Here is a 25,356-nt window from a genome sequence, read left to right as displayed (position 1 = left end):
AAATGTTAATTCATTCACAAGAAAGCAACATCCCTCTGCTTACTTTAAGCCTTAACCATTAATTTCGGGTTATTTTTTAGCTTAAGATACTATAAAGAGTTATAAAAAGCAGATAAAACCTCACTTTTTATAATGCATTTACGCATTTAACGCACCCTTTTTGATGTGTTTTTACCTCTCATATCACAAATTATATTTTTATCGTAATTTTATTTACGTTACTAATTGATAAGGTAAATCATTACGATTGGCTTTAATTTTTTTAAAGGTTTTAATTGATTTTATTGCCCTTTTAATCCAATTAAATTACCAAACGGATCTTCAAGCTGACACATTCGTTTGTTACCTTCTATTAACATCGGTCCTCGATACCGTTTTGCACCTAATTTAGATAAATGCTCAACCGCTAAATCGAAAGATTCCACCTGCCAATATAATACTGTGCCTCGTTTGCCTTCACAGACCTTTGCGTCAGCTTGGACAACCTCGATAGTGAAATTCCCTACGTGTAATACGGTAAAATCAAACTCTGGTAGATATTCGGCAACCGCTTGTGGAAAGGCTTGTTGATACCAAGCTAAGCCGACAGCAACGTCAGGAACATGGATTAAAATGGCAGTCGGTATTAGTTTCATTAAATTAGCTTATTTATGTGAGTACCCATAATCGATAATGATATGTCAGGTTCGTTCACAATTGAAGGTAAGTTACGGAACGTATAAACAATAATCCAATTTGCCATGACTTACGTATTTACGTGTTATCAAATGCACATCCCTTTATTAGATATAAATAAAAACAGAATAAAAAATGAGAATTTAATATTCCATTAGTCATCTAAACATTATTGTTGATAATTTTTTTCCTTAAGAATATAAACCCAACTTAAATAAGAGGATAAATATATATGACTCTCTGCTTATATTTGAAAAAGTAAAAAGCCAATGTGTTTCCACATTGGCTTTATGCTCTTTGGTCATAAACAGCCAACTACAGAGGCCGTTTATTAAGGCGACTTAAGAAATTATTTTTTCTTTTTCGCTTTTGCGTTTGGTAAGTCAGTGATGCTACCTTCAAAGACTTCCGCTGCCATACCAATTGATTCATACAGCGTTGGGTGAGCGTGGATAGTCAATGCGATATCTTCTGCGTCACAGCCCATTTCAATTGCAAGGCCAATTTCACCCAGAAGTTCACCACCATTAACACCGACAACAGCACCACCGATAATACGGTTAGATTGCTTGTCGAAAATCAGCTTAGTCATACCTTCTGCGCAGTCAGATGCAATCGCACGGCCTGATGCTGCCCATGGGAATGTTGCAACTTCATAGCTGATATTTTTCTCTTTCGCTTCTTTCTCAGTTAAACCAACCCAAGCCACTTCTGGCTCAGTGTAAGCGATTGATGGAATAACTTTTGGATCAAAGTAGTGTTTCAGGCCAGAGATAACTTCAGCCGCTACATGACCTTCGTGAACACCTTTGTGCGCCAACATTGGCTGACCAACGATGTCACCAATTGCAAAAATGTGAGGTACATTAGTACGCATTTGCTTATCAACATGGATAAAGCCACGGTCATCAACCTCAACACCCGCTTTACCAGCATCAAGGTTTTTACCATTTGGAACACGACCAATCGCGACCAGAACTGCGTCATAACGTTGTGGTTCAGCAGGTGCTTTTTTACCTTCCATTGTGACATAAATACCATCTTCTTTTGCTTCAACGGCAGTCACTTTGGTTTCTAACAGTAAGTTAAATTTCTTGCTGATTTGTTTAGTGAAGACTTTAACCACATCTTTGTCAGCCGCAGGGATGACTTGGTCAAACATCTCAACAACATCAATCTGAGAACCCAGAGCATGATACACAGTACCCATTTCCAGACCGATGATACCACCACCCATAACAAGCAGACGCTCTGGAACTTCTTTTAGCTCTAACGCATCTGTCGAATCCCAAATACGTGGATCTTCATGAGGAATGAATGGTAACTGAATAGGACGTGAACCCGCAGCAATAATCGCATTATCAAAGTTGATAGTTGTGCTACCGTTTTCGCCTTCAACAACCAGTGTGTTAGCACCAGTAAATTTACCAAGACCGTTCACAACGTTTACTTTACGGCCTTTTGCCATACCAGCTAGACCACCAGTCAGCTGGTTAATCACTTTCTCTTTCCACAGGCGAACTTTAGAAATATCGGTTTTTGGCTCACCAAAAACAATACCATGTTCAGCCAACGCTTTAGCTTCTTCAATCACTTTAGCAACGTGCAATAGTGCTTTAGAAGGAATACAACCAACGTTCAAACAAACTCCACCCAGAGTTGAATAACGTTCTACTAAAACAGTATCTAAACCTAAGTCAGCGCAACGGAAAGCCGCAGAATACCCTGCAGGGCCTGCACCAAGTACCACTACTTGGGCTTTAATTTCAGTACTCATCATGACCTCTTTTTGTTTTGTCCAGCGGGGCAGCCGAAAAACGAATTATTCCACCGGAAAATACACACCGCGAGCAGTTTACAGAATTGTTAACATCCTGAAAAGGCTCATTACGTGACGTAACTCGCAACGTTTCGGATGAACAGTAAAAAATTCTGCCCCAGCCTAAATAAAACAGACCGGCTAATAAGCCGGCCTAATTTATTACATCACCAGTCGACGAATGTCGCTCATCAATTGACCTACTAGGGTGATGAAACGAGCACCATCAGCGCCGTCGATCACACGGTGGTCGAATGAAAGAGACATAGGCAACATCAGTCGAGGCACAAACTCACTACCATTCCAAACTGGTTTGATGGAAGAGCGAGATAGACCCATAATTGCAACTTCTGGTGCATTAACAATTGGTGCAAAACCAGTTGTTCCGATGCCACCAAGGCTAGAAATAGTGAAGCATCCACCTTGCATATCAGAAGCTGTTAATTTGCCTGCACGCGCTTTCTTAGAAACTTCCATCAGTTCGCGAGACAGTTCCATAATGCCTTTTTTGTTCACGTCTTTGATAACAGGAACAACTAGGCCATTTGGCGTATCAACCGCGATACCGATATTGACATATTTCTTCATGAATAGGCGTTGGCCATCTTCAGAAATAGAGCTATTGAAACGAGGCATTTCTTCTAGCGCACGAGCAACAGCCTTCATCACAAACACCAGTGGCGTGATTTTAACACCGAGTTGTTTCTTCTCAGCTTCTTTGTTCTGCTGCTTACGGAAGTCTTCGACATCTGTAGTGTCGACTTCTTCCATCAACGTAACATGAGGGATCATCACCCAGTTACGGCTTAGGTTAGCACCAGAGATTTTTTGGATACGACCCAGTTCAACTTCTTCAACTTCACCGAACTTACTGTAATCCACTTTTGGCCATGGCAACATGCCCGGTAAACCACCACCCGCAGCGGCTGGTGCTTCGGCACGCTTGATGGCGTCTTTAACGTAAGATTGTACGTCTTCGCGCAGAATACGACCTTTACGACCCGTTCCTTTTACTTTAGCAAGGTTAACACCAAACTCACGCGCTAAACGGCGGATGACTGGCGTTGCATGTACATAAGCGTCGTTTTCAACAAATTCATTTTTGCTATCAGCTGCTTTTGCTGGTGCTGGTGCTGGCGCCTGTGCGGCTGCCGGAGCGGAAGCGGCTGGCGCTGGTGACGCAGTTGGTGCCGATGCTGCTGGTGCTGCACCTGCAACTTCAAACGTCATGATCAGTGAACCTGTTTTCACTTTATCACCAGTGGCGATTTTGATCTCTTTCACGGTACCGGCAAAGGGTGCAGGAACTTCCATTGATGCTTTATCGCCTTCAACCGTAATGATTGATTGCTCAGCTGAAACAGTATCACCAACTTTCACCATAACCTCAGTGACTTCAACTTCATCACCACCGATGTCAGGTACATTAACATCTTTAATTGCCGAGGCTGCTGGCGCTGACGCAGGTGCCGATGCAGGTGCTGCTTCCGCTGCCGGTGCTGATCCTGCAACTTCAAAGACCATGATCAGTGAACCTGTTTTCACTTTATCACCAGTCGCAATCTTGATCTCTTTTACAGTACCAGCAAAGGGTGCAGGAACTTCCATGGAAGCTTTGTCACCTTCAACAGTGATCAGCGATTGCTCTTCTGCAACTGTATCACCTACTTTTACCATGATCTCAGTCACTTCGACTTCATCGCCGCCAATATCAGGGACAGACACTTCTTTCAGAGCTGCTGCTGTTGGGGCAGCGGCTGGTGCCGCTGGTGCTTCTGCTGACGCAGCCGGAGCCGCGCCTTCTGCTGATTCAAAGACCATGATCAATTTGCCAGTGGTGACTTTATCACCTACTGCAATTTTAATTTCTTTAACCACACCTGCTTGTGGTGATGGGACTTCCATAGATGCTTTATCGCCTTCAACAGTGATCAGCGATTGCTCTGCTTCTACTTTATCACCAACTTTAACCATAACTTCGGTGACTTCAACTTCATCAGCACCGATATCAGGCACTTGGATTTCAATAGACATTGATTATTACCTCTTATGCCAGACGTGGGTTAACTTTTTCTGGGTTGATGTTGTATTTTTTAATCGCTTCTTCAACGACTTTAACATCAACTTCACCACGTTTAGCCAATTCACCTAACGCCGCAACGATTACATAAGATGTATCCACTTCAAAGTGGTGACGTAGGTTTTCACGGCTGTCAGAACGACCGAAACCATCAGTACCTAATACACGGTAATCGCTTGCTGGTACGTAAGTACGAATTTGTTCTGCAAACAGTTTCATATAGTCAGTTGATGCAACGGCTGGCGCATCATTCATTACCTGAGCAACATAAGGTACACGTGGTGCTTCAGAAGGATGCAGCATGTTCCAACGTTCACAATCTTGACCATCACGAGCCAATTCAGTGAATGAAGTAACGCTATACACATCAGAACCGATGCCATATTCCGCTGACAGAATGTTAGCTGCTTCGCGAACATGACGCATCATAGAACCAGAACCTAATAACTGAACTTTACCTTTGCTGCCTTCGATTGAATCCAGTTTATAAATACCTTTACGGATCCCCTCTTCAGCACCTTCAGGCATTGCAGGCATATGATAGTTTTCATTCAGAGTCGTGATGTAGTAGTACACGTTCTCTTGTTTTTCACCATACATACGCTCTAAACCATCCTGCATAATGACGGCAACTTCATAAGCATAAGCAGGGTCATAAGAGATACAGTTAGGGATAGTCAGTGATTGAATATGGCTATGACCATCTTCGTGTTGTAAGCCTTCACCATTTAAAGTTGTACGGCCTGAAGTACCACCAATCAAGAAACCACGAGCTTGCTGGTCACCCGCTGCCCACATTAGGTCGCCGATACGTTGGAAACCAAACATTGAGTAGTAAATGTAGAATGGGATCATCGGCAGGTTGTTTGTGCTGTATGATGTTGCAGCCGCTAACCATGATGAACCTGCACCTAGCTCGTTAATACCTTCTTGTAGGATCTGACCTTTAGAGTCTTCTTTATAGTAAGCCACTTGCTCACGATCCTGAGGCGTATATTGCTGACCTTTAGGGCTATAAATACCAATTTGACGGAACAAACCTTCCATACCGAAAGTACGAGCTTCGTCAGCAATGATTGGCACTAAACGGTCTTTGATAGAGTTGTTTTTCAACATCACGTTTAACGCACGAACAAATGCGATAGTGGTTGAAATTTCTTTTGATTGCTCTTCTAGCAATTGGCTGAAATCAGATAACGTAGGGATTTCTAATTTCTCATCAAAGTGCGTACGACGTGCTGGTAGATAACCACCTAGAGCTTGACGACGCTCATGCAGATATTTGTATTCTTCTGAATCTTTATCAAAAGTAATAAATGGCAGTTTTTCCAGTTGATCATCAGCCACAGGCACATTGAATTGATCACGGAAGTGACGAACACCGTCCATGTTCATTTTCTTCACTTGGTGCGCAATGTTCTTACCTTCAGCTGTTTCACCCATACCATAACCTTTGATGGTCTGAGCTAAAATAACAGTTGGCTTGCCTTTAGTTTCTGCTGCTTTTTTAAATGCGGCATACACTTTCTTCGGATCATGACCACCACGGTTCAGCGCCCAAATTTCGTCATCAGTCATGTCTTTAACTAATGCAGCAGTCTCTGGGTAACGATTGAAGAAGTGCTCACGAACGTACGCGCCATCACGTGATTTGAATGTTTGATAATCACCATCAAGGGTTTCGTTCATTAATTGAACCAGTTTGCCGCTAGTGTCTTTACGCAGCAACTCGTCCCAACGATCGCCCCACATAACTTTGATGACTTGCCAGCCTGCACCATTAAAGATACCTTCCAGCTCGTTGACAATTTTACCGTTACCTGTAACAGGGCCATCTAGACGCTGTAAGTTACAGTTGATCACGAATACAAGGTTATCTAGCTTATCGCGTGTCGCGATAGTGATAGCACCTTTAGATTCTGGCTCATCCATCTCACCATCGCCTAAGAAAGCGTACACTCTTTGAGCTGAAGTGTCTTTCAGGCCACGGTTTTCAAGATATTTCAAGAATTTCGCTTGATAAATAGCATTTAGCGGGCCAAGACCCATTGAAACAGTTGGGAATTGCCAGAAATCAGGCATTAATTTAGGGTGTGGATAAGAAGACAGACCTTTACCACCAATTTCTTGGCGGAAGTTATTCATCTGCTCTTCAGTTAAACGACCTTCCAAGAATGCGCGTGCGTAGATCCCTGGGGAGATATGACCTTGGAAAAAGACCAAGTCACCGCCATCATTGTTGTTATGAGCGCGGAAGAAATGGTTAAAACAGACTTCATATAAAGTTGCAGAAGACTGGTATGATGCCATATGACCACCCAGCTCCAAGTCTTTTTTAGAAGCACGCAGTACAGTCATGACTGCGTTCCAACGAATTGCGGAGCGAATACGGCGCTCCAAATCCATGTTACCAGGGTATGCAGGCTCGTCTTCAACAGCAATAGTGTTGATATAATCAGAACTACCAGATGCACCAGCAGCAATGTTAACACCGCCTTTACGCGCTTCATTCAATACCTGTTCGATAATGAACTGAGCACGATCAACACCTTCTTCACGGATGACCGATTCAATCGCCTGTAGCCAGTCGCGAGTTTCAATCGGATCCACGTCATTTTTCAACATATCTGACATGGTGTATTCCTTATCTGTTATCTATTTTTTAATGTTTATGTGGAGCCTATCTTCGCGCTACTTTCTACAAAATAGCGAGAAGATAGGCCCTGCTGTTGTTGCCGCTAGAACTCTCACAGAGAGTAGTCACAGTAATGCAGACGCAGCAGTCAGTAATCTGCATTACTAATTTAATTCAGGATGTTGCTGCAACCTACGTAGAGAACGCTCCCGCCTTGTTTGTTCACGACTAATATCCAAAAGTAGCTCTTCAATAAAGGCTAAATGGCGATGGGAAGCCTCCCTTGCCTTCTCAGGCTCTCTTGCCATTATAGCGGAGAATATTTGAGCTCGATGTTCACTAACTGCTTTATACATTTCTTTACGGGTATACAAAAACTCAAAGTTTTGACGAATATTCTGTTCCAACATTGGCACCATACAACGTAGCAAATGCAGTATCACCACATTATGCGCCGCTTCTGTGACAATCAGTTGATATTGCAAAACCGCATTTGATTCCGCATTAATATCGCCACTTTGTTGAGCTTTAATAATTAGCTCATAGCTTTGTCGAATTCGCTCCAAATCCTCATCCGTACCACGCAACGCCGCATAATAAGCAGCTATCCCTTCAAGGGCATGGCGTGTTTCAAGAAGATCAAATTGAGATTCGGGATTCCCCGTAAGAAGTTCAGTTAGTGGGTCGCTAAAACTTTGCCACATCTGTTTTTGAACAAAAGTTCCCCCACCTTGGCGGCGAGATAATAGACCTTTAGCTTCAAGAGTTTGGATAGCTTCACGCACTGATGGCCGAGAAACGTCGAACTGTTTTGCCAGCTCACGTTCAGGAGGCAGTTTTTCGCCGGGGCGCAATGTCCCTTCGAAAATAAGATGCTCGAGGCGCTGCTCAATAACATCTGATAATTTTGGTTGGCGAATTTTACCGTAAGCCATAACCTGCCATGATCGTTAGTGATTAATTATTGATTAGGTATTGCTCAGTGTTAATTGGTAATACCAATTTCTTTACGGATTAATAAAGTAACAAAGTATTCACTAACTGTCCATAAAGACCTTGAGCTAAATCATAAAATCCTGCAAATTTTAACAGATTTTTTTAAATTTTAGCATGTTTTGATAACTAATCCTCCGATTGCCAGCACGGTAATTTAACATTTAAAGCGAATTTCTATGCTATAAACACGCTAACTGAATCGATATAGCCAAACCATTAGCGTTTTATTATTCAATAATAACGAATAATAACCATATTAACTCACAGTAACCGTTTCAAATGCAGATCCGCAAGGAGCAACCTTAACAATCTAGTTAAATATTCACGTCATTTGTTATTTTACGCAATGTAAGCGTTATCTATATTCACCAAGATAGCAAGGCTACACGATATAAAAATCTGTAATCGGCTCATCTATCGATTAATGATGAGGTTACATCTTGATTAGACTCTAACTGCACTGCGTTTTATAGATAAAAATGTCTGGCTAATTAGTTGGAATGAATACATCTAGAATAGTTCAAAAAACAGCAAAGCGCCCTAGATGATACTACCTATACGAAAAAATAAGCCTGCCTCAACCTAGGAGGCCTACTAGCATGAGACGGCGATGCTCGCTTTCGCGGCCTATCGCTCCAATATTTATTTTCGTTAGCTAGTAATCAACAAGCTAATATCAAGGCCATACTCAAAACCCACCTTTCTGAGTAAAAAGCGTTGGCGTAGCACTCCCTCGTTTTAGCTTTATGCACAGCGTAATAAGGTGGATTTAGTTAAGCTAACGGCTCTCAATTTTCATATTTGCTATTACTGCTGCCATACATGAATCAAGGCAAAATGCCCACTGTTGTGACTAAATAAACAGAAAATCTCTTCCCCCTTTCTTGTTATGAGAAAGGGGGAGTTATGATGGTTAATATTTATTCTGTTATTGCTAAATGCGGCCATCATCGGGCACTAGGTTAGCGATGGGAGTCCTGGCTATATTGCTTATTTTTCTTCAATAAAACGCATTGAAAGATCCATCGCTCTAATATGTTTCGTCAATGCACCAACAGAAATGAAATCAACCCCAGTTTCCGCAAATTCTCTGATAGTATCTAATGTAACATCACCAGACACCTCGAGAGCGGCTTTACCCGCTGTCAGTACAACAGCCTCTTTCATCATCGTGACAGTGAAATTATCAAGCATAATAATGTCTGCATTCGCCTTTAATGCTTGAAGTAATTCAGTTAAATCTTCAACTTCAACCTCAATAGGAACTTCCGGATGAGCTTGCCTCGCTAACGCCACTGCTTGAGCAACAGAGCCTGCCGAAATGATATGGTTTTCTTTAATTAAATAAGCATCTGATAAACCAAGACGATGATTAAAACCTCCACCCATTAGTACCGCATATTTAAGAGCACTTCTTAAACCGGGGATCGTTTTACGTGTATCTAATAATTTGGTTCTTGTGCCTTCAATTTTCGCCACATACTGAGCAGTTACAGTAGAAACAGAAGACAATGTCTGGATAAAGTTCAATGCCGTTCTTTCTCCAGTGAGTAATACTTGTGAAGGCCCTGACATTTCACAAAGCAGCTGATTTGGCGCAACCTTATCTCCATCATTCACATGCCATACAATGCTAACTTGCCCACCAAGCTGGCTAAAAACTTCTTCTAACCATTTTTGTCCACAAAAAACGCCTTCTTCCCGTGTGATAATACGCGCTTTAGCTTGTGAAGTAGGTTGTAAAAGCTGCCCCGTAATATCTTGCTTAAAATCAACTGTTTGCCCAAGATCTTCTTTTAACGCGTGGCTTACTATAAATGGAATATCGCTATTTAACCTTTCAAGCAATAATTCACGTCTTTGTTCTTCGCTATAACGCCTCGTCGCCATCAATCCACTCCAATAAATTTCTTGTGCCCATTGCTATCTATACCCATCATGTATCAAGCCTTATGGCGCACGTTATTCATCTTGCTATCGCCCAATCATCTAAGCTATTACAGTACATACAACTCAATGTGCTTGGGTATGAAAATAGAACCACCGCTACAAACATACATCTCGAATAATTTTGTGTATATGCTAATCTTCTCAACTCAAGATAACGAATATAAGCGAGTAATAAAACGGGAATACTATGCTACCAGAGATAAAAATACATAATGGCTGGCTACAAAATGTGACTCATATCCCTTCACCACACCATGATGAGCGCCCTAAGAACATTATCCCTTCCCTGTTAGTTATCCATAATATTAGCTTACCCCCCGGCCAATTTGGTGGGCCTTATATCAACCAACTTTTTACTGGAACACTCGACCCAACAGAGCATGCCTTTTTTGATGAAATCAAACACCTTCGTGTTTCAGCCCACTGTTTAATTCGCCGTGATGGCGAGATTATTCAATATGTTCCTTTTCATTTAAGAGCTTGGCACGCCGGGCAATCCCTTTATAAGGGTAGAGAAAAATGTAATGATTTTTCAATTGGAATCGAGCTTGAAGGCACGGATTTTGAGCCTTTCACGCCTTTACAATACAATTCGCTAGTAAAACTGACACATGCTCTTATTGAGCTATACCCTGAATTACAAGATAACATCACCGGTCACAGCGACATTGCCCCCGGCCGTAAAACAGATCCCGGCCCTTATTTTGATTGGCAACAATTCAAGGCCCTGTTAAAACATAAAAGATAATATAATTTATAGTGCAACCGACTTAACTGAGTGCCTTATCTCTGTTTAAACCTACTTTAGATGGACTCTTTTAAGTCTCTACAATGACTGCCCCTCCCTCGCCATAAACCGCGAAGCTTTCCACTTTTCGGCCCGCAACTGCCGATATGACGGATAAGACTGCTCTTTGTCGGCTGATACGACAAGCTCAGCTATTGCCCCCTATAATTCCCTTATACCGGATGTGGATTGTCAGTCATGTTCAACGATGGATTACTCTTTAAAGCCCTTTAGTTTTTTCATCTTATATCCCAATCCACACTGCGCGAGGTTTATAGCATTCTCTCTAAAATAGCCCCTACTTCCCCCGCTTCTACTCATTAGTTTTATCATACTTTCTCATTAACTCGATATTTTATTGTCCACCATATTTACCTTTGCGAGTCTTCTCCCAAGAAAATGTAATACGATACATTTTTTATTTTAATTTTTCGTAGGTGCTCGTATGCAGGGTTTGAAGAGATTAAATAATCAAATGGAACAATTTAAGATGCCTCCTCACTCAACAAGGAGGCTATATGAATCAACAAGGATTTTCTTTAATTGAAATAATGGTTGTCATTGCAATAATTTCTATATTAAGTGCTATTGCAATACCGGGATATCAAGGTTATATGCAAAAAGCGGCAATAACCGATGTATTACAAACAGTTTTACCATATAAGAATAATATTGAAATTTGCGCGTTTAATAAAGGCTCATTAACTGGCTGTAATGCAGGAAGTGAAAATATTCCTAATAATATAAAAGGAAAATATATCAAAACAATAGATGTAAAGTCAGGCATTATTAACTTTATAGCCGATAAGAGTCTTGCCAATCTCTCTGTGACTTTAACCCCAATTATCCCTACTGATAGTTCACCATTCCAATGGCAAGTAGCCTGCGAACATGATAGTGACAGTAAATTAAAAGCATTATGTGAAAATACCTTCATCTTTTAATATAAGGTAAGTTTATGAATAGCACCAGGGAAAGAGATTTTATATTTAAAGAATTAAAAAGTATTTGTGATAAACACTATATTATTATTGTTGATTACAATCATAAAAGATTATCTATAGGTGTACCTAAAAAGCCAGATGACAATATACTTGCTACTTTACGTTTTATTGCTAGCGTGCCGGTATGCTATGACATTTGGCCAAAAGAAAAGATTGATCATTACTTCAATAAAAAATATGAGGAGATCCAAGAGCCAGAAACAAACTATCAACCTAATGGCGCCGAGCAGCTAGATACACGTTCACCCGCCGTCGATTTTGTAGAGAATATGCTCAAAACAGCGGTAAGAAAACGCGCATCTGATATTCATATCGAACCATCAAAACAAGGGATAAAAATCCGTTTACGTGTAGATGGCAAGCTCTATTTTATTCCTTCACCACCTCTCGAAATCAATAATGAAATTATTGCTCGAATAAAAATAGTTGCCAAATTGAATATTGCAGAGAAGCGATTACCACAAGATGGGCAAATGAGTTGGCATTTCGAAGGGCATAATTACAGTATTCGCCTGTCAACGATACCAACATTATATGGTGAAAAATTGGTTCTACGGATACTTAGCACCCAGCTAAAGTATTCTATAGAACAAATAGGGATGCACAATAATTTGCTATTAAGTTTAAAAAAAGAGCTATTGCAACCACAGGGCTTAATTCTTGTCACTGGCCCGACTGGCAGTGGGAAAACCGTCACGCTCTATAGTGCATTAGAGTATCTCAACCAATCTTCACGTAACATATCTACCATTGAAGACCCTATTGAGATCCCACTATCTGGAATTAACCAAGTTCAAGTAAACGATAAATATGGCTTGAGTTTCGCTCACATACTAAGAGCCTTACTCCGGCAAGATCCTGATATTATCATGGTAGGAGAAATTCGAGATGAAGAAACGGCACAAATAGCAACCAGAGCCGCACAAACAGGCCATTTAGTCTTATCAACTCTACATACCAATTGCACATTTAGCGCCATTGAAAGGATGGCGCAATTAGGTGTGAGTCAATCCCAATTGAGTTCTTGCTTAAAAATGGTGATTGCACAAAGGCTGGTACGCCGATTATGCCCAAACTGTAAAGTCACACACCCTAAAAATACTCAAATTAGCGACAATAAAACGATTAAAGAGTGGTCATCCACGGGATGTGATCTCTGTTTTGCAGGGTTTATGGGGAGAACCGCCATATATGAGTATCTAGGGCAAGATGCACTGACTGAGATTTTTCAGCATGGAAAACAATGTATCACTCATTTTCAAACACTTTTTCAGGATGGATTGAACTTAATTGAAGCAGGTGAAACCACATTACAAGAGCTCTATGCTATTACAGGGACAGGGGAGATTATTTAATGTTTATCTATTCTTATACCGCTTTATCTCATGATAATAATATTGTCCAAGATTTTATTATTTCTAAAAATAAAAAATCAGCCTTTATTGAACTCTTAGAAGCGGAACAAACTCCACTTCATATTCGTTTAAAAGCCATATTCATTCTCAACGCAGCCAATATTAACTACCGAACGCATTTTTTCTATCAACTAAATTCCCTCGTATCATCCGGTATTAATTTACTCCAAAGTCTATATATTTTGCAAAAAAACACACACTCACCATTTTGGCAAAAGATTATCACATCGACGATCACTGACTTAAAGAAAGGCAATCGGTTTTCTGATAGCTTAAGAAAACACCCTAACATCTTCACCCCCACCATAATCAGTTTAATAAGCGTCGCAGAAAAAACCGGAAATTATGAAAATAACTTTAAAATCATTGCAGGTATGCTAAAACACAATGAAGAGACAAAGAAAAAAATCACTAAGTCACTTAGATACCCTATTGTATTAACATTGTTTTCTATCGCATTAATCTTCATTATGTTAGTTTATGTGTTACCTCAATTTGAAACTATTTATCAAAGTTTTCAACACGAGCTTCCTTTAATCACAAAAATCATGATCTATTTATCTAATTTGGTCACTGATTATTTCCCTTATTTTTTACTTATAACGCTAATTATTTCATTACTGATTTGGAAATTTAAAGCGAATACCGTAAGATTCATTATTACGTTGCTATTTTATGTTCCACCTATCAAAAAATTAATTAAAAATAGTAACTTGAATATCTTTTTCTTAACCTTATCCTCAACACTCCAAGCGGGTTTGCCGCTAACAGAATGTTTAAAATGTACAGCGGATACACTGCATAATCCGTTGTATAAAAAAGAAAGCCTTTCTGTATATCATGCTGTTTTAAAAGGGGAGTCATTATCTGCTGCCGTTAAAAACAGCGCTTTCTTTCCAAGTATTGTGCATCAGCTAATCGCTGTTGCAGAAGAGTCTGGTCAGCTTCCTCACTTCTTACAGTATTTATTTACACATTTTTCAACGCAACATACTAGCTTAACTGAAAAGTCATTAAAGAATCTCGAACCTATCTTACTATTGCTAATGGCATTCCTCGTTGGAACTATTATGGTGGCAATGTACCTCCCTATCTTCAATTTAGGAAATGTTATAACAGGGATTTAATGGCTTAATTATAGGATAGCATTTTGCCTATTTATGCTATAAAACTACTTGCGGATGTTAAGATCAGTAAACCTACCGTGCGTATTATCTTGTGAGTGAAGACAAATCAAAAAAATCCGTGTAACCTACTATTTTTCAATAGAATGAAGAAGAATATGAGCTATATTGTTGCATTAACAGGGGGGATCGGTAGCGGTAAAACAACCGTTGCGAATCACTTTGCCAAGCTAGGAATACCGCTAGTTGATGCTGATATTATTGCCAGAAAAGTCGTCGAGCCTGGCTCACCAGCCCTTGAAGCTATCGCCTCTCGTTATGGCGCAGACATTATTCAACCTGATGGCTCTCTCAATCGACAACGTCTTAGGGAAATTATTTTTTCTGATGTCGCCGAGAAACAATGGCTAAATGCCCTACTTCATCCCTTAATTCATCAAGAAACACAACAACAATTACAGCAGGCCGATAGCCCTTATGTGTTATGGGTTGTACCTCTGTTATTTGAAAATAAACTCGCTCATCTTGCCAATCGGGTGCTGGTTATTGATGTCACCCCTGAAGAACAAATTTTACGCACGGTACAAAGAGACAATGTGAGCGAAGAGCATGTAGTGAATATTTTGAAAGCCCAAACCAGCAGAGAAAACCGTTTACTACAAGCTGATGATGTTATTACAAACCATGATGGTGAATTAAACATAGCTGAAAAGGTAGCCACATTGCACGAAAAGTATATGACGTTAGCACAACAGCAAAAATAGGAAATAAATATGAGTGAATCAAACACTGTAAACTTCGTCACTTACGAGTATCCATTGAATGAAAAAATTCGCTCATGGTTAAGGCTCGAAACACTATTACAACAGGTTTATGAGCTTAGTCACATTACATCCTATACCTCTGGTATTGCCTTTTTCCGCTCAGTTTCAGAATTAATTGAAATCCTTGATAGAGGTGAAGTACGCTCTGATCTGATCAAAGAGCTAGAAAAACAGCGTAAGCGTTTAGCTGCATGGGCCGAGGCTCCAAATGCAGACAACCAGTTGATCTCAACACTTCTTGATGATCTTGCGGCTAAGATTACCAATATCACCGCGGCGCCTAGATTTGGTCAACAATTACGAAATGACAAAATTATTAGTATGGTGCGCCAGCGCTTAAGTATCCCTGGTGGATGCTGTAGTTTCGATCTGCCCACATTACAGTTATGGCTTCATATGCCACAAGAACAAAAAGATCAGGCTATTAGCGAGTGGCTAAAGAGTCTCATGCCACTCAAAGATGCATTAGATACTATCTTGAACTTAATCCGCCACGCAGGCGCTTTTGAGCTAAAAGAGTGCCATAATGGTTTTTATCAAGATAGTGTTGAAGACAAAGAGTTATTAAGAGTGAAGTTATCCAGCGATAAATTAATTTTCCCTCAGATTTCAGGTCATAAAACGCGATTTGCTATCCGTTTTCTTCACATTGACAGTGAAAATGGTATTGTACCCACAACGATGGCCTTTGAATTATCCTGCTGCTAATAAGGGGTAGTAATAAATGACTGAGAAAATTGAAGTTAATTGTCCAACTTGCCAAAAAGTTGTGGTCTGGGGTGAAGAAAGCCCTTATCGGCCCTTTTGCAGTAAACGCTGTCAGCTCATTGACCTAGGTGAATGGGCTGCTGAAGAAAAGCGTATTACCAGCCAAGGGGATATTTCTGACAGCGATAACTGGAGCGAACAACCCGACCAGTAGCAACATGAGTGATGAGCTTTATATCCCAATCATTCCTCTGAGATAGATTGAGATATAAAGCATTTTTGATAAATATCCTGCTGCTATAAGCTAGTAATGATATTTTTCTACACGAACAAGAAAACACTAATATGGCTGTTTACCTTGGGATACGGCCCCGGTTTATCGTCAACAACCCCTAACTTAATCTCAGTGAATATCTTCTGCGTTTAACATATCAATAATCACTCGGTTAGCTGGAGGAAATTCACTTGCGACCAAGTCTTTTTGATCGACCCAACGCCCTTTTTGTCCCTCTTTCCCATAAGGTTCATTTTCCCAATCTGAAACCATAAAGAAGTATAAAGTGACATAACGTTCATCAAATTCGTGTTCGACACAATGAAAAAGCTCACATTCAGTGACGATAATGCCAACTTCTTCTTCTAGTTCACGGATAAGTGCATCTTGCGGTTGTTCGCCGTTTTCCAGTTTTCCCCCGGGAAATTCCCAAAAACCGGCCATATGCGTTCCACTTGGACGCTCTGTAATAAATATTTTTTGCGCGTTATTACGAATAATTCCAGCAGCGATATAAAGGTGTTTTTTTTCCATAATTTCTTCGTTAAAAAGGCGGGTTACCCCGCCTTGTTTGATGTAATAATTAATTATTTTAACCGACCATGACACTGTTTGTATTTTTTACCTGAACCACAAGGACATGGGTCATTACGACCAATTTTATGACCTTGTGTTGCTATTTGCGCTTCCGCTTCAGACATCAATGATTCAGCGCCAGCTTCATGGCTTAACTGTTGTCTTCTTGCTAAACGCTCAGCTTCTTCTTTACGCTGTTGCTCTAAAGCTTCAACTTCTTCAGGCAAACGAACTTGTACTTTAGAAAGTGTACTGATTACTTCATATTTTAACGATTCAAGCATATTCGCGAACATGTTGAAAGATTCACGTTTATATTCTTGTTTCGGATCTTTTTGTGCGTAACCACGTAAATGGATACCTTGGCGTAAATAGTCCATCGAAGCTAAGTGTTCTTTCCACAACGTATCTAACGTTTGTAGCATGACACCTTTTTCAAAGTTACGCATCATTTCTGCGCCAACAATCTCTTCTTTCTTCTGATAGACTTCGATGGCTTTTTCCATTATACGCTCACGAAGCGTTTCTTCATGTAACTCTGGTTCTTTATCCAGCCACTCTTTAATGGGTAAATCTAAATCAAAGTCACTCACCAGTCGTTTTTGTAGGCCTTCAATATCCCACATTTCTTCTAGTGATTGCGGTGGAATATAAGTATCGATTGTTGCCGTAAAGACATCTTCACGAATGCTATCCACGGTTTCTTTAATGTCACCACCATCGAGCAATTCGTTACGCTGACTATAAATAGCACGACGTTGGTCACTCGCAACATCATCGTACTCAAGAAGTTGCTTACGAATATCAAAGTTACGGTTTTCTACTTTACGCTGTGCATTAGCAATCGCTTTGGTTACCCATGGATGCTCAATCGCCTCACCAGGTTTCATACCTAATTTACGCATCATGCCTGTGACACGATCAGACGCAAAAATACGCATAAGCGCATCTTCCATTGATAAGTAGAAGCGAGAAGAACCGGCATCCCCTTGACGACCCGCACGACCACGTAACTGGTTATCAATACGGCGGGATTCATGGCGCTCTGTACCAATGATATGCAAACCACCCGCGGCAAGAACGGCATCATGGCGCTCTTTCCAACGTGCTTTAATTTCATCGATTTGCTCTTGAGTTGGCGATTCTAAAGCAGCAACTTCTGTCTGCCAGCTACCACCTAACATAATATCGGTACCACGACCTGCCATGTTAGTCGCGATAGTTACTGCTCCCGCTTGACCCGCGTTTGCAACAATATCTGCTTCTAAGGCGTGGAATTTAGCATTCAATACGTTATGCTCAATTTTTGCTTTTTTAAGCGCGTTAGAAATTAACTCTGACTTTTCAATTGAGATTGTACCGACCAGAACAGGCTGACCATTTTGTGTTCTTTCACGAATATCTTCGATAATAGCCGCAAATTTATCTGTTTCTGTCATATAAACCAGATCAGGTAAATCTTTACGGATCATTGGACGGTTAGTTGGAATAACAATCGTATCGAGTTTATAGATAGAACTAAATTCAAATGCTTCGGTATCCGCTGTACCTGTCATACCAGCAAGTTTTTCGTACAAACGGAAATAGTTTTGGAATGTAATCGATGCCAATGTTTGGTTTTCGTTTTGGATCTCAACACCTTCTTTGGCTTCAACAGCTTGGTGCAAACCATCTGACCAACGACGCCCTTCCATTGTACGACCTGTATGTTCGTCAACAATGATAACTTGACCATCTTTAACGATATAGTCGACATCCAAAGTAAACAACGCATGCGCACGTAGGCCGGCCATAACATGGTGCATCAACATAATGTTAGATGGCGAATAGAGTGATTCCCCCTCTTCCATTAAGCCTGCTTCTGTCAGCAGTTGCTCAATCAGCACCAAGCCGCGTTCAGTCAGCGTAACTTGACGTGATTTTTCATCAACAGAGAAGTGACCTTCGCCTTGGAAAGTGTCTGAATCTTCTTTTTCTTGACGCACTAGCTTAGGAATTAATTTATCGACTTTTTTATACAGCTCTGAACTGTCTTCAGCAGGGCCTGAAATAATCAGTGGGGTACGAGCTTCGTCGATAAGAATGGAGTCAACCTCATCCACTAACGCATAATGAAGTTTACGCTGTACGCGCTCCTCTGGGCTAAATGCCATGTTATCACGTAGATAGTCGAAACCGAATTCGTTGTTAGTTCCGTAAGTGATGTCAGCCGCATAAGCCTCACGTTTCAGCGCAGCAGGCATACCCGGAAGGTTGATACCAACGGTTAAACCTAAAAATTCAAATAAAGGACGGTTATTTTCGGCGTCACGCTTAGCTAAGTAGTCGTTTACTGTAACAACGTGAACCCCTTTACCCGTTAAGGCATTCAAGTAAGCTGGCAATGTCGCGGTAAGTGTTTTACCTTCACCTGTACGCATCTCAGCGATACAACGTTCATTCAGAACCATACCACCAATCAACTGTACGTCGAAATGGCGCATACCGAAAACACGTTTACTGGCTTCACGCACTGTCGCAAACGCTTCTGGGATCAAGCTTTCGAGACTTTCATTCTTGCTTAGGCGATCACGAAATTCCTGCGTTTTTGCCTTAAGCTCATCATCGCTCAATTTTTCAAATTCAGGCTCAAGACGATTGATTTTTTCAACCTCTTTACGCAAGCGACGTAGAGTACGATCATTACGACTACCAAAAACCTTGGTTAATAATTTTGTTAACATATTGATATATTCTCAGGTAATTCAGTTAATTACTAAATAGTAAAACCCTGTATTTTGAATAAATACAGCGCATCTCGAACAGATGCTTAAATAAAACTAACAATTAACTGAAAGCAGGGCCCGCACGGATACCATGTACCTGAGCAACCCAAATAGCGGGTTGGTATGCAACGAAATGAGGGTAAGCATAGTGATCAGTTTGATCGAAATTATCACTCCATTGAAGTGAACGTTGTGCCAACATGGCATACAACGTATCAAGCATGACTTGAGGTGCTAACAGTGGCCCTTTTTTTTCATCTTGTTGATTTGCATCATCATCTTCAGAGATTGAAAAAGCGAATGTTAATTGCCTAATCACATTCCTGACCGCATGCTGCTGCCAGTAATTCACGGAATAAGAAGATGATGATGAGGAGCGCTGAGGGCTTTGCTGAGCAAATAAATTATCAAACGCATTAACCGCTTGGTTTTGGCGATTAATTGAAGAGGAGTTGAACTGCGTTTGCTGAGCATCAGATAACGCATTTAAAATCCCAGGCATGCCAATGCTCGTAGCCACAACCCCTAGTAAAAGGTGCGGCCAAAAGTATTTTATACCAAATTGTCGCCAAAGATTTAAAATGCCCATCAAAGTCTTATATTATATTTCTAATATACCATTCTTATTCATGATTGCTTAACAGCATACCAACCATACCCGCTTGCTATACCCCACCAATCTCTATGATTGTGGCCCTTGTTGGCGCGATTTTCTCAAACACCCAACAGCACCTTGCTACAGCCTTGGTAATTTAGAGTATACTTAGATACTAAACCTACCTATTTAGACGGAGCTAACAATGAGAGATAGCCACCCACAAGCTTTGTTCGATGTTCTTGAGGAGTCACTCGCCAAAACGCGCAGCCCCTTGCTCACCATTCAACGAAATGCTATCGCGATTAATAAACTAAACAAAGCCGTTAAAGCACTGCTGCCAAGCGAATTAAAACCCATGTGCCGCGTAGCAAACTACCGTAATTGCATTTTGGTTATCGAAGTTGCTAACGCAAGTTGGATGACGCGACTGAATTACGAAAAACTTCAGCTACTTTCTGCATTACGAAACTCTATTCTACCATCTTTATCTTCTATAGACATCAGAATCAATCCCGTTCTCATGCGAAAAAAGGCTGAAAATAGCTCACTGAATAATCAAACAGCTAAAACTGCTCAGGTTGCGAATAAACGTAAGATCAGTACAGAAACGGCAAAACAACTTTTGCATTTAGCGGAGAATAGTCCGAAGAGATTAAAAGAGAGATTAGAGCGGCTGGCTGCACTGGCCGGAGAGAGTACCAGTACAACCAACAGAAAAGACTAACACATCATTATATATGTGGTAGTAATATCACTGCTTACTCAACACTGACTATTATCAGTGTGATTAGGCGTAAACAGTTGAAGGTGCTTTGAATGCCACCGGCAATTCAGCTTCATCTTCAAATGTGACCAGATCCCAAGCAGATTCTTTTGCTAATACCGCTTGTAGAAGTTTGTTATTCAATGCGTGGCCTGACTTGTATGCAGTAAATGCACCAATAATATTATGTCCACACATGAATAGGTCACCAATAGCGTCGAGAGTTTTGTGACGAACGAATTCATCTTCAAAACGTAGGCCATCTTCGTTGAGTACACGATAGTCATCAACAACGATAGCGCAATCGAAGCTACCACCTAAGCATAAGCCTTGGGATTGCAGATATTCAATATCACGCATAAAACCAAATGTACGCGCACGACTAATTTGGCGCACAAACGCTTCTGCTGAAAAATCCAGCTTATAACGTTGAGTGCTGCTATCAATCGCTGGGTGATTAAAGTCAATGGTAAAATCTAGGCTAAAACCATTGTATGGTGCAAATTCTGCCCATTTATCACCATCTTCTACACGTACTTTCTCTTTTATACGTAAGAATTTTTTCGCACTGTTCAATTCTTCAATACCAGCATCTAGTAATAAGAAAACGAACGGTGCTGCACTGCCATCCATGATCGGGATTTCAGGCGCATTGACTTCAATAACAATGTTATCGATACCTAATCCTGCCAAAGCAGCATTCAGATGCTCTACGGTCGAAATACGCACGTTGTCTTCGTTGACTAAGCAAGTACATAACATGGTATCGCGGACAGACTTAGCATCAGCCGGAAAATCAACCGGAGGATTTAGGTCAGTACGACGGTAGATGACCCCGGTGTTTGCCGCCGCTGGACGCAGAGTAAGCGTGACTTTTTTGCCGGTATGTAAACCAACACCAGTCGCTTCAACTATACGTTTAAGTGTCCTTTGTTTGATCATCGTATTTTTCTCGCAATGTTATCCGTCCTGCTGATTATCTTACTAGATAACCAGCGGGAAAGTTTAGCACAAAAAGCGGAGAATCCAATATTAATTAAAATTAATCGGCCTGTTTACGCAAAAATGCCGGAATATCTAAGTAATCAGGTTCTTTATTCGCTTGCGTATTTTGGTCATTCACCGCTTTCGCAGCAACTGGTTTTTCCTCTGTCAGAGAAGACATGCTATTTTGCATTTGCTGATAACGCTGCTCCATAGACGCTTGCTGTGACATCTTGTTATTCACCAGAGTGATTTCAGGGCGTTTGTCCATACCGATACCGGTAGCCACGACAGTCACGCGCAATTCATCATTCATCTCAGGGTCAAGTGATGTACCAATTACGACGGTTGCATTATCAGATGCGAATGCGCGGATGGTATTACCCACCGTTTCAAACTCATCCAAACGCAGGTCGAAACCAGCGGTAATGTTGACAAGAACACCACGTGCGCCAGACAGATCGATATCTTCCAACAGTGGACTTGAAATTGCCATTTCAGCCGCTTCTTCAGCACGATCTTCACCACGAGCCACACCGGACCCCATCATTGCGTAGCCCATCTCTGACATCACAGTACGTACGTCAGCAAAGTCCACGTTCATCAGACCTGGGCGTGTGATCAGTTCCGCAATACCTTGAACAGCGCCTTTCAGTACATCGTTAGCTGCGCCAAATGCATCAAGTAAAGAGATACCACGACCCAAGACTTTTAATAATTTATCATTTGGAATCGTAATCAATGAGTCAACATGCTTAGATAGCTCAGTGATACCAGATTCCGCAAATGCCATGCGCTTTTTGCCTTCAAAGTTGAATGGCTTAGTCACAACAGCAACTGTTAAGATGCCCAGCTCTTTGGCAACCTCAGCCACAACTGGGGCAGCACCTGTACCTGTACCACCACCCATACCAGCTGCAATAAAGACCATGTCAGCACCTTCAAGTGCATTACGTAAAGCTTCACGATCTTCTTCAGCGGCATTGCGACCAACTTCAGGGTTTGCCCCCGCGCCAAGGCCTTTAGTGATACCAGTACCGATCTGGATTGTTTGTCCGACTGCAGTTTTACGCAGTGCCTGTGCATCAGTATTGACGGCGAAGAATTCCACGCCTTCAATACGTTCACGCACCATGTGTTCAACGGCGTTACCGCCGCCGCCACCAACGCCGATGACTTTAATCACCGCATCGTTGGTTAGCTCCATTGGTTCAAACATAATGTCTCTCCGTTTTGTGCTTTACTTCGAAGCTAATAATATGCTTCTGAATAAAAATTAAAATTCTTTTCTCAGCCAGCCTGTGATTTTACTAAACCACCCTTTAACTGAAGCACGTTTTTCCGTTTCGGTATCATCGCCAAGATGGCTCTCTTTACCGTAATGCAGAAGCCCAACCGCAGTTGAATAGTATGGCTCCTGAGCATAATCCGTTAAGCCTGTAATATTGAGCGGAATACCGACCCTAACTTGTGTATGGAAGACTTTTTGAGCACATTCGACGAGGCCATCGATTTGTGCCGCCCCTCCCGTTAGCACGATACCCGCTGCCAAATGGTGTTTGACACCTTGTTGGCGTAACTGTTCCTGTAAATTTAAAATTTCTTCATTTACAAGGTTTAACAGCTCTGTGTAACGTGGTTCAATGACCTCCGCTAAAGTCTGACGTTGTAGACTTCTTGGAGGACGCCCTCCCACGCTAGGGACTTCAACAGTTTCATCTTTGCTCACTATCGAACCGACAGCGCAGCCATGACGAACTTTGATTGCCTCCGCATCACTCGGTGGAGTACCGAAGGCATAAGCGATATCACTGGTGACGACATTACCTGCATAAGGGATAACTTTGGTATGACGTAGTGCCCCACCGGTGTATACCGCCATATCCATGGTTCCGCCGCCAATATCGACAACACAAACGCCAAGTTCGCGTTCATCTTCGGTCAATACTGAATAGCTCGCCGCAAGACCTGCAAAAATCAGCTGGTCGACTTTTAATCCACAACGCTCAACCGCTTTTACAATATTTTTTGCCATATCGTTATGACAAGTAATCAAATGTACCTTGGCTTGCATACGTACACCTGACAAACCAACAGGGTTCTTAATACCTTCTTGGTAATCAATCGCGAATTCTTGTGGTATGACATGAAGAATTCGATGCTCATCACGAACCCTAACTGATTTTGCGGTATGAACAACACTGTCAACGTCTTCTTGTGTCACTTCCTCTTCCGAAACGGGCACCATGCCGATTTCGTTTTGGCAGCTAACATGCTTACCTGATAACGCAAGATAAACTGAAGAAATTTGGCAATCCGCCATCAACTCAGCCTGATCAATCGCCCTTTGCACGCATTTAACGACTGATTCCAAGTCATTAACGCCACCTTTGTCCATTCCACGAGATGGACAACTTCCCACCCCGATAATATTCACCATACCATCGGGCAGAATTTCGCCGACAAGGGCCGACACCTTGGAAGTTCCAATTTCAAGGCCTACAACTAATTTTCTGTCCGTCGTTTTGATCATTTGCTTCTGCCTAGTCTGAGTTATTAGCAATATTAATTATTGTAACTCCAGTGGAGCATCCACTAGGAGCGGAGCCCACCCCACCGCAGCACCACTGGTATAACGAAGGTCAACATAGTCGACACGTTTATCTGTGGCTTGCTGCAAAAGCGGATAAAGTTCAAGGAAACGATTTAACCGCTGAAAAACTTCTTTTTTCCCGAGCTCTACTCGGACATCATTATCTAAGATAAGTTGCCAAGCATGGCGTGCCGTCATAGATACTGATTTCAATTTTAAATTGTGTTCTGACAATATTCTTTTAAATTCAATGTACTCTTTTATAACTTCTTTTTGGCTACCTTGGGGGCCATAGAGCATCACATAATTGCCCTTGCTGCTTTCACTCGCAGGGAGGCTAAATACTCGCCCCTCCTGATCAACCATATTTTGGTCATTCCAACGTGCGTAAGGTACGTATTCTACCAGATGTATCTTTAACTCATCAGGCCACTGTTTGCGAACCGTCACCTGACGGATCCAAGGCATCGCACTTATCTGATTTTGGATGGCATTGACATCAACTGTCATAAAAGTACCAGGTTGCCCTAGAGATAATATCGCCTTCCTCACATCATCATTGCTGGTATAGTGGCGCTCTCCGGTTAATACTAACTTTGACATTGGCAGCCTATCTGCATCTTTCATCCAGTTCATGACGGTCCAGCCACTCCAAATGATTGTTCCCACAACCATTAGAAAGAAAATCAACCCGCCGAGAAAAGCACCATTACTTGGGCCTGACCCTGACTCGTTGTTGTCATCATTATGCTTATGATGCCGAACATTCAATGCTGCCTGTGACAT

The 25,356-nt window shown here is 41.4% G+C and carries 21 protein-coding genes; 8 read left to right on the top strand and 13 right to left on the bottom strand.

Features of this window, described 5'->3' with window-relative positions; all coding sequences use genetic code 11:
- Nucleotides 1-281 precede the first annotated feature (281 nt).
- The 6 genes from I3B46_RS06745 to nadC all read right to left on the bottom strand — a co-directional run bounded on the left by I3B46_RS06745 (nucleotide 282) and on the right by nadC (nucleotide 10,095).
- Complete coding sequence (locus I3B46_RS06745) at nucleotides 282-635, bottom strand: VOC family protein (protein ID WP_014656402.1); 354 nt, start codon at nucleotides 633-635, stop codon at nucleotides 282-284.
- A gap of 389 nt (nucleotides 636-1,024) precedes the next feature.
- Nucleotides 1,025-2,452: a dihydrolipoyl dehydrogenase gene (lpdA, locus tag I3B46_RS06740; RefSeq protein WP_014656403.1), complete on the bottom strand. Its 1,428-nt coding sequence runs from the start codon at nucleotides 2,450-2,452 to the stop codon at nucleotides 1,025-1,027.
- Between the two features lie 204 nt (nucleotides 2,453-2,656).
- On the bottom strand, nucleotides 2,657-4,528 hold the full coding sequence (gene aceF, locus I3B46_RS06735) for a pyruvate dehydrogenase complex dihydrolipoyllysine-residue acetyltransferase (protein ID WP_061063815.1): 1,872 nt from the start codon (nucleotides 4,526-4,528) through the stop codon (nucleotides 2,657-2,659).
- 13 nt (nucleotides 4,529-4,541) lie between these two features.
- A complete protein-coding gene (aceE, locus tag I3B46_RS06730) occupies nucleotides 4,542-7,208 on the bottom strand; it encodes a pyruvate dehydrogenase (acetyl-transferring), homodimeric type (RefSeq protein WP_004921831.1) in 2,667 nt (888 codons plus the stop codon).
- A 165-nt stretch (nucleotides 7,209-7,373) separates the two neighbouring features.
- On the bottom strand, nucleotides 7,374-8,144 hold the full coding sequence (gene pdhR / locus I3B46_RS06725) for a pyruvate dehydrogenase complex transcriptional repressor PdhR (protein ID WP_014656406.1): 771 nt from the start codon (nucleotides 8,142-8,144) through the stop codon (nucleotides 7,374-7,376).
- Between the two features lie 1,051 nt (nucleotides 8,145-9,195).
- Nucleotides 9,196-10,095 (bottom strand): carboxylating nicotinate-nucleotide diphosphorylase, encoded by a 900-nt coding sequence (gene nadC / locus I3B46_RS06720; protein WP_004921849.1) that lies wholly within the window; start codon nucleotides 10,093-10,095, stop codon nucleotides 9,196-9,198.
- A gap of 259 nt (nucleotides 10,096-10,354) precedes the next feature.
- Here nadC and ampD point away from each other — a divergent pair, with 259 nt between their 5' ends.
- From ampD to yacG, 7 genes are all read left to right on the top strand, one after another.
- Nucleotides 10,355-10,903 (top strand): 1,6-anhydro-N-acetylmuramyl-L-alanine amidase AmpD, encoded by a 549-nt coding sequence (gene ampD / locus I3B46_RS06715; RefSeq protein WP_104873610.1) that lies wholly within the window; start codon nucleotides 10,355-10,357, stop codon nucleotides 10,901-10,903.
- A gap of 557 nt (nucleotides 10,904-11,460) precedes the next feature.
- Complete coding sequence (ppdD, locus tag I3B46_RS06710; protein ID WP_004921858.1) at nucleotides 11,461-11,886, top strand: prepilin peptidase-dependent pilin; 426 nt, start codon at nucleotides 11,461-11,463, stop codon at nucleotides 11,884-11,886.
- A 14-nt stretch (nucleotides 11,887-11,900) separates the two neighbouring features.
- Nucleotides 11,901-13,301 carry an ATPase, T2SS/T4P/T4SS family gene (locus I3B46_RS06705; RefSeq protein ID WP_004921861.1) on the top strand — a complete coding sequence of 467 codons (1,401 nt, stop codon included), beginning with the start codon at nucleotides 11,901-11,903 and terminating at the stop codon, nucleotides 13,299-13,301.
- Entirely contained in the window at nucleotides 13,301-14,488 is a 1,188-nt protein-coding gene (locus tag I3B46_RS06700) for a type II secretion system F family protein (RefSeq protein ID WP_014656410.1), read from the top strand. Before I3B46_RS06705 ends, I3B46_RS06700 begins: the two co-directional genes overlap by 1 nt.
- Before the next feature lie 155 nt (nucleotides 14,489-14,643).
- Nucleotides 14,644-15,249: a dephospho-CoA kinase gene (coaE, locus tag I3B46_RS06695; RefSeq protein WP_014656411.1), complete on the top strand. Its 606-nt coding sequence runs from the start codon at nucleotides 14,644-14,646 to the stop codon at nucleotides 15,247-15,249.
- Nucleotides 15,250-15,258: 9 nt separating this feature from the next.
- Nucleotides 15,259-16,017, top strand: a complete 759-nt coding sequence (gene zapD / locus I3B46_RS06690; protein WP_004921870.1) for a cell division protein ZapD — start codon at nucleotides 15,259-15,261, stop codon at nucleotides 16,015-16,017.
- A gap of 16 nt (nucleotides 16,018-16,033) precedes the next feature.
- Complete coding sequence (gene yacG, locus I3B46_RS06685) at nucleotides 16,034-16,231, top strand: DNA gyrase inhibitor YacG (protein ID WP_004921873.1); 198 nt, start codon at nucleotides 16,034-16,036, stop codon at nucleotides 16,229-16,231.
- Nucleotides 16,232-16,420: 189 nt separating this feature from the next.
- Here yacG and mutT read toward each other — a convergent pair whose 3' ends face one another.
- The 3 genes from mutT to secM form a co-directional block, all read right to left on the bottom strand.
- A complete protein-coding gene (gene mutT, locus I3B46_RS06680) occupies nucleotides 16,421-16,825 on the bottom strand; it encodes an 8-oxo-dGTP diphosphatase MutT (RefSeq protein ID WP_040133346.1) in 405 nt (134 codons plus the stop codon).
- A gap of 53 nt (nucleotides 16,826-16,878) precedes the next feature.
- Nucleotides 16,879-19,590, bottom strand: coding sequence for a preprotein translocase subunit SecA (gene secA, locus I3B46_RS06675; RefSeq protein ID WP_004921881.1), 2,712 nt, complete (start codon nucleotides 19,588-19,590; stop codon nucleotides 16,879-16,881).
- Nucleotides 19,591-19,693: 103 nt separating this feature from the next.
- On the bottom strand, nucleotides 19,694-20,221 hold the full coding sequence (gene secM, locus I3B46_RS06670) for a secA translation cis-regulator SecM (protein ID WP_104872869.1): 528 nt from the start codon (nucleotides 20,219-20,221) through the stop codon (nucleotides 19,694-19,696).
- A 211-nt stretch (nucleotides 20,222-20,432) separates the two neighbouring features.
- On the opposite strand from secM, the gene I3B46_RS06665 reads away from it, so the two are divergent.
- Complete coding sequence (locus I3B46_RS06665; protein WP_004921887.1) at nucleotides 20,433-20,954, top strand: DUF721 domain-containing protein; 522 nt, start codon at nucleotides 20,433-20,435, stop codon at nucleotides 20,952-20,954.
- 63 nt (nucleotides 20,955-21,017) lie between these two features.
- Here the strand turns inward: I3B46_RS06665 and lpxC are convergent, their stop codons facing one another.
- From lpxC to ftsQ, 4 genes are all read right to left on the bottom strand, one after another.
- Nucleotides 21,018-21,935 carry a UDP-3-O-acyl-N-acetylglucosamine deacetylase gene (gene lpxC, locus I3B46_RS06660; RefSeq protein WP_004921892.1) on the bottom strand — a complete coding sequence of 306 codons (918 nt, stop codon included), beginning with the start codon at nucleotides 21,933-21,935 and terminating at the stop codon, nucleotides 21,018-21,020.
- A gap of 100 nt (nucleotides 21,936-22,035) precedes the next feature.
- Complete coding sequence (gene ftsZ / locus I3B46_RS06655) at nucleotides 22,036-23,196, bottom strand: cell division protein FtsZ (RefSeq protein ID WP_014656415.1); 1,161 nt, start codon at nucleotides 23,194-23,196, stop codon at nucleotides 22,036-22,038.
- Nucleotides 23,197-23,253: 57 nt separating this feature from the next.
- Nucleotides 23,254-24,510, bottom strand: a complete 1,257-nt coding sequence (gene ftsA / locus I3B46_RS06650; protein WP_004921898.1) for a cell division protein FtsA — start codon at nucleotides 24,508-24,510, stop codon at nucleotides 23,254-23,256.
- A gap of 36 nt (nucleotides 24,511-24,546) precedes the next feature.
- Nucleotides 24,547-25,356 (bottom strand): cell division protein FtsQ, encoded by an 810-nt coding sequence (ftsQ, locus tag I3B46_RS06645; RefSeq protein ID WP_004921902.1) that lies wholly within the window; start codon nucleotides 25,354-25,356, stop codon nucleotides 24,547-24,549.

It is taken from the genome of Providencia sp. 2.29 (assembly GCF_015832305.1).
Classification (GTDB): domain Bacteria; phylum Pseudomonadota; class Gammaproteobacteria; order Enterobacterales; family Enterobacteriaceae; genus Providencia; species Providencia stuartii.
This window is presented reverse-complemented; position numbering and strand designations above follow the sequence as displayed.

What these genes read in the sequence shown, in the direction of transcription:
- ftsQ (WP_004921902.1), bottom strand. Translation starts at nt 25,356, where the DNA reads ATGTCACAGGCAGCATTGAATGTTCGGCATCATAAGCATAATGATGAC.
- I3B46_RS06745 (WP_014656402.1), bottom strand. Translation starts at nt 635, where the DNA reads ATGAAACTAATACCGACTGCCATTTTAATCCATGTTCCTGACGTTGCT.
- yacG (WP_004921873.1), top strand. Translation starts at nt 16,034, where the DNA reads ATGACTGAGAAAATTGAAGTTAATTGTCCAACTTGCCAAAAAGTTGTG.
- ftsZ (WP_014656415.1), bottom strand. Translation starts at nt 23,196, where the DNA reads ATGTTTGAACCAATGGAGCTAACCAACGATGCGGTGATTAAAGTCATC.
- I3B46_RS06700 (WP_014656410.1), top strand. Translation starts at nt 13,301, where the DNA reads ATGTTTATCTATTCTTATACCGCTTTATCTCATGATAATAATATTGTC.
- pdhR (WP_014656406.1), bottom strand. Translation starts at nt 8,144, where the DNA reads ATGGCTTACGGTAAAATTCGCCAACCAAAATTATCAGATGTTATTGAG.
- I3B46_RS06665 (WP_004921887.1), top strand. Translation starts at nt 20,433, where the DNA reads ATGAGAGATAGCCACCCACAAGCTTTGTTCGATGTTCTTGAGGAGTCA.
- ppdD (WP_004921858.1), top strand. Translation starts at nt 11,461, where the DNA reads ATGAATCAACAAGGATTTTCTTTAATTGAAATAATGGTTGTCATTGCA.
- nadC (WP_004921849.1), bottom strand. Translation starts at nt 10,095, where the DNA reads ATGGCGACGAGGCGTTATAGCGAAGAACAAAGACGTGAATTATTGCTT.
- secA (WP_004921881.1), bottom strand. Translation starts at nt 19,590, where the DNA reads ATGTTAACAAAATTATTAACCAAGGTTTTTGGTAGTCGTAATGATCGT.
- coaE (WP_014656411.1), top strand. Translation starts at nt 14,644, where the DNA reads ATGAGCTATATTGTTGCATTAACAGGGGGGATCGGTAGCGGTAAAACA.
- I3B46_RS06705 (WP_004921861.1), top strand. Translation starts at nt 11,901, where the DNA reads ATGAATAGCACCAGGGAAAGAGATTTTATATTTAAAGAATTAAAAAGT.
- aceE (WP_004921831.1), bottom strand. Translation starts at nt 7,208, where the DNA reads ATGTCAGATATGTTGAAAAATGACGTGGATCCGATTGAAACTCGCGAC.
- mutT (WP_040133346.1), bottom strand. Translation starts at nt 16,825, where the DNA reads ATGGAAAAAAAACACCTTTATATCGCTGCTGGAATTATTCGTAATAAC.
- zapD (WP_004921870.1), top strand. Translation starts at nt 15,259, where the DNA reads ATGAGTGAATCAAACACTGTAAACTTCGTCACTTACGAGTATCCATTG.
- secM (WP_104872869.1), bottom strand. Translation starts at nt 20,221, where the DNA reads ATGGGCATTTTAAATCTTTGGCGACAATTTGGTATAAAATACTTTTGG.
- lpdA (WP_014656403.1), bottom strand. Translation starts at nt 2,452, where the DNA reads ATGAGTACTGAAATTAAAGCCCAAGTAGTGGTACTTGGTGCAGGCCCT.
- ftsA (WP_004921898.1), bottom strand. Translation starts at nt 24,510, where the DNA reads ATGATCAAAACGACGGACAGAAAATTAGTTGTAGGCCTTGAAATTGGA.
- aceF (WP_061063815.1), bottom strand. Translation starts at nt 4,528, where the DNA reads ATGTCTATTGAAATCCAAGTGCCTGATATCGGTGCTGATGAAGTTGAA.
- lpxC (WP_004921892.1), bottom strand. Translation starts at nt 21,935, where the DNA reads ATGATCAAACAAAGGACACTTAAACGTATAGTTGAAGCGACTGGTGTT.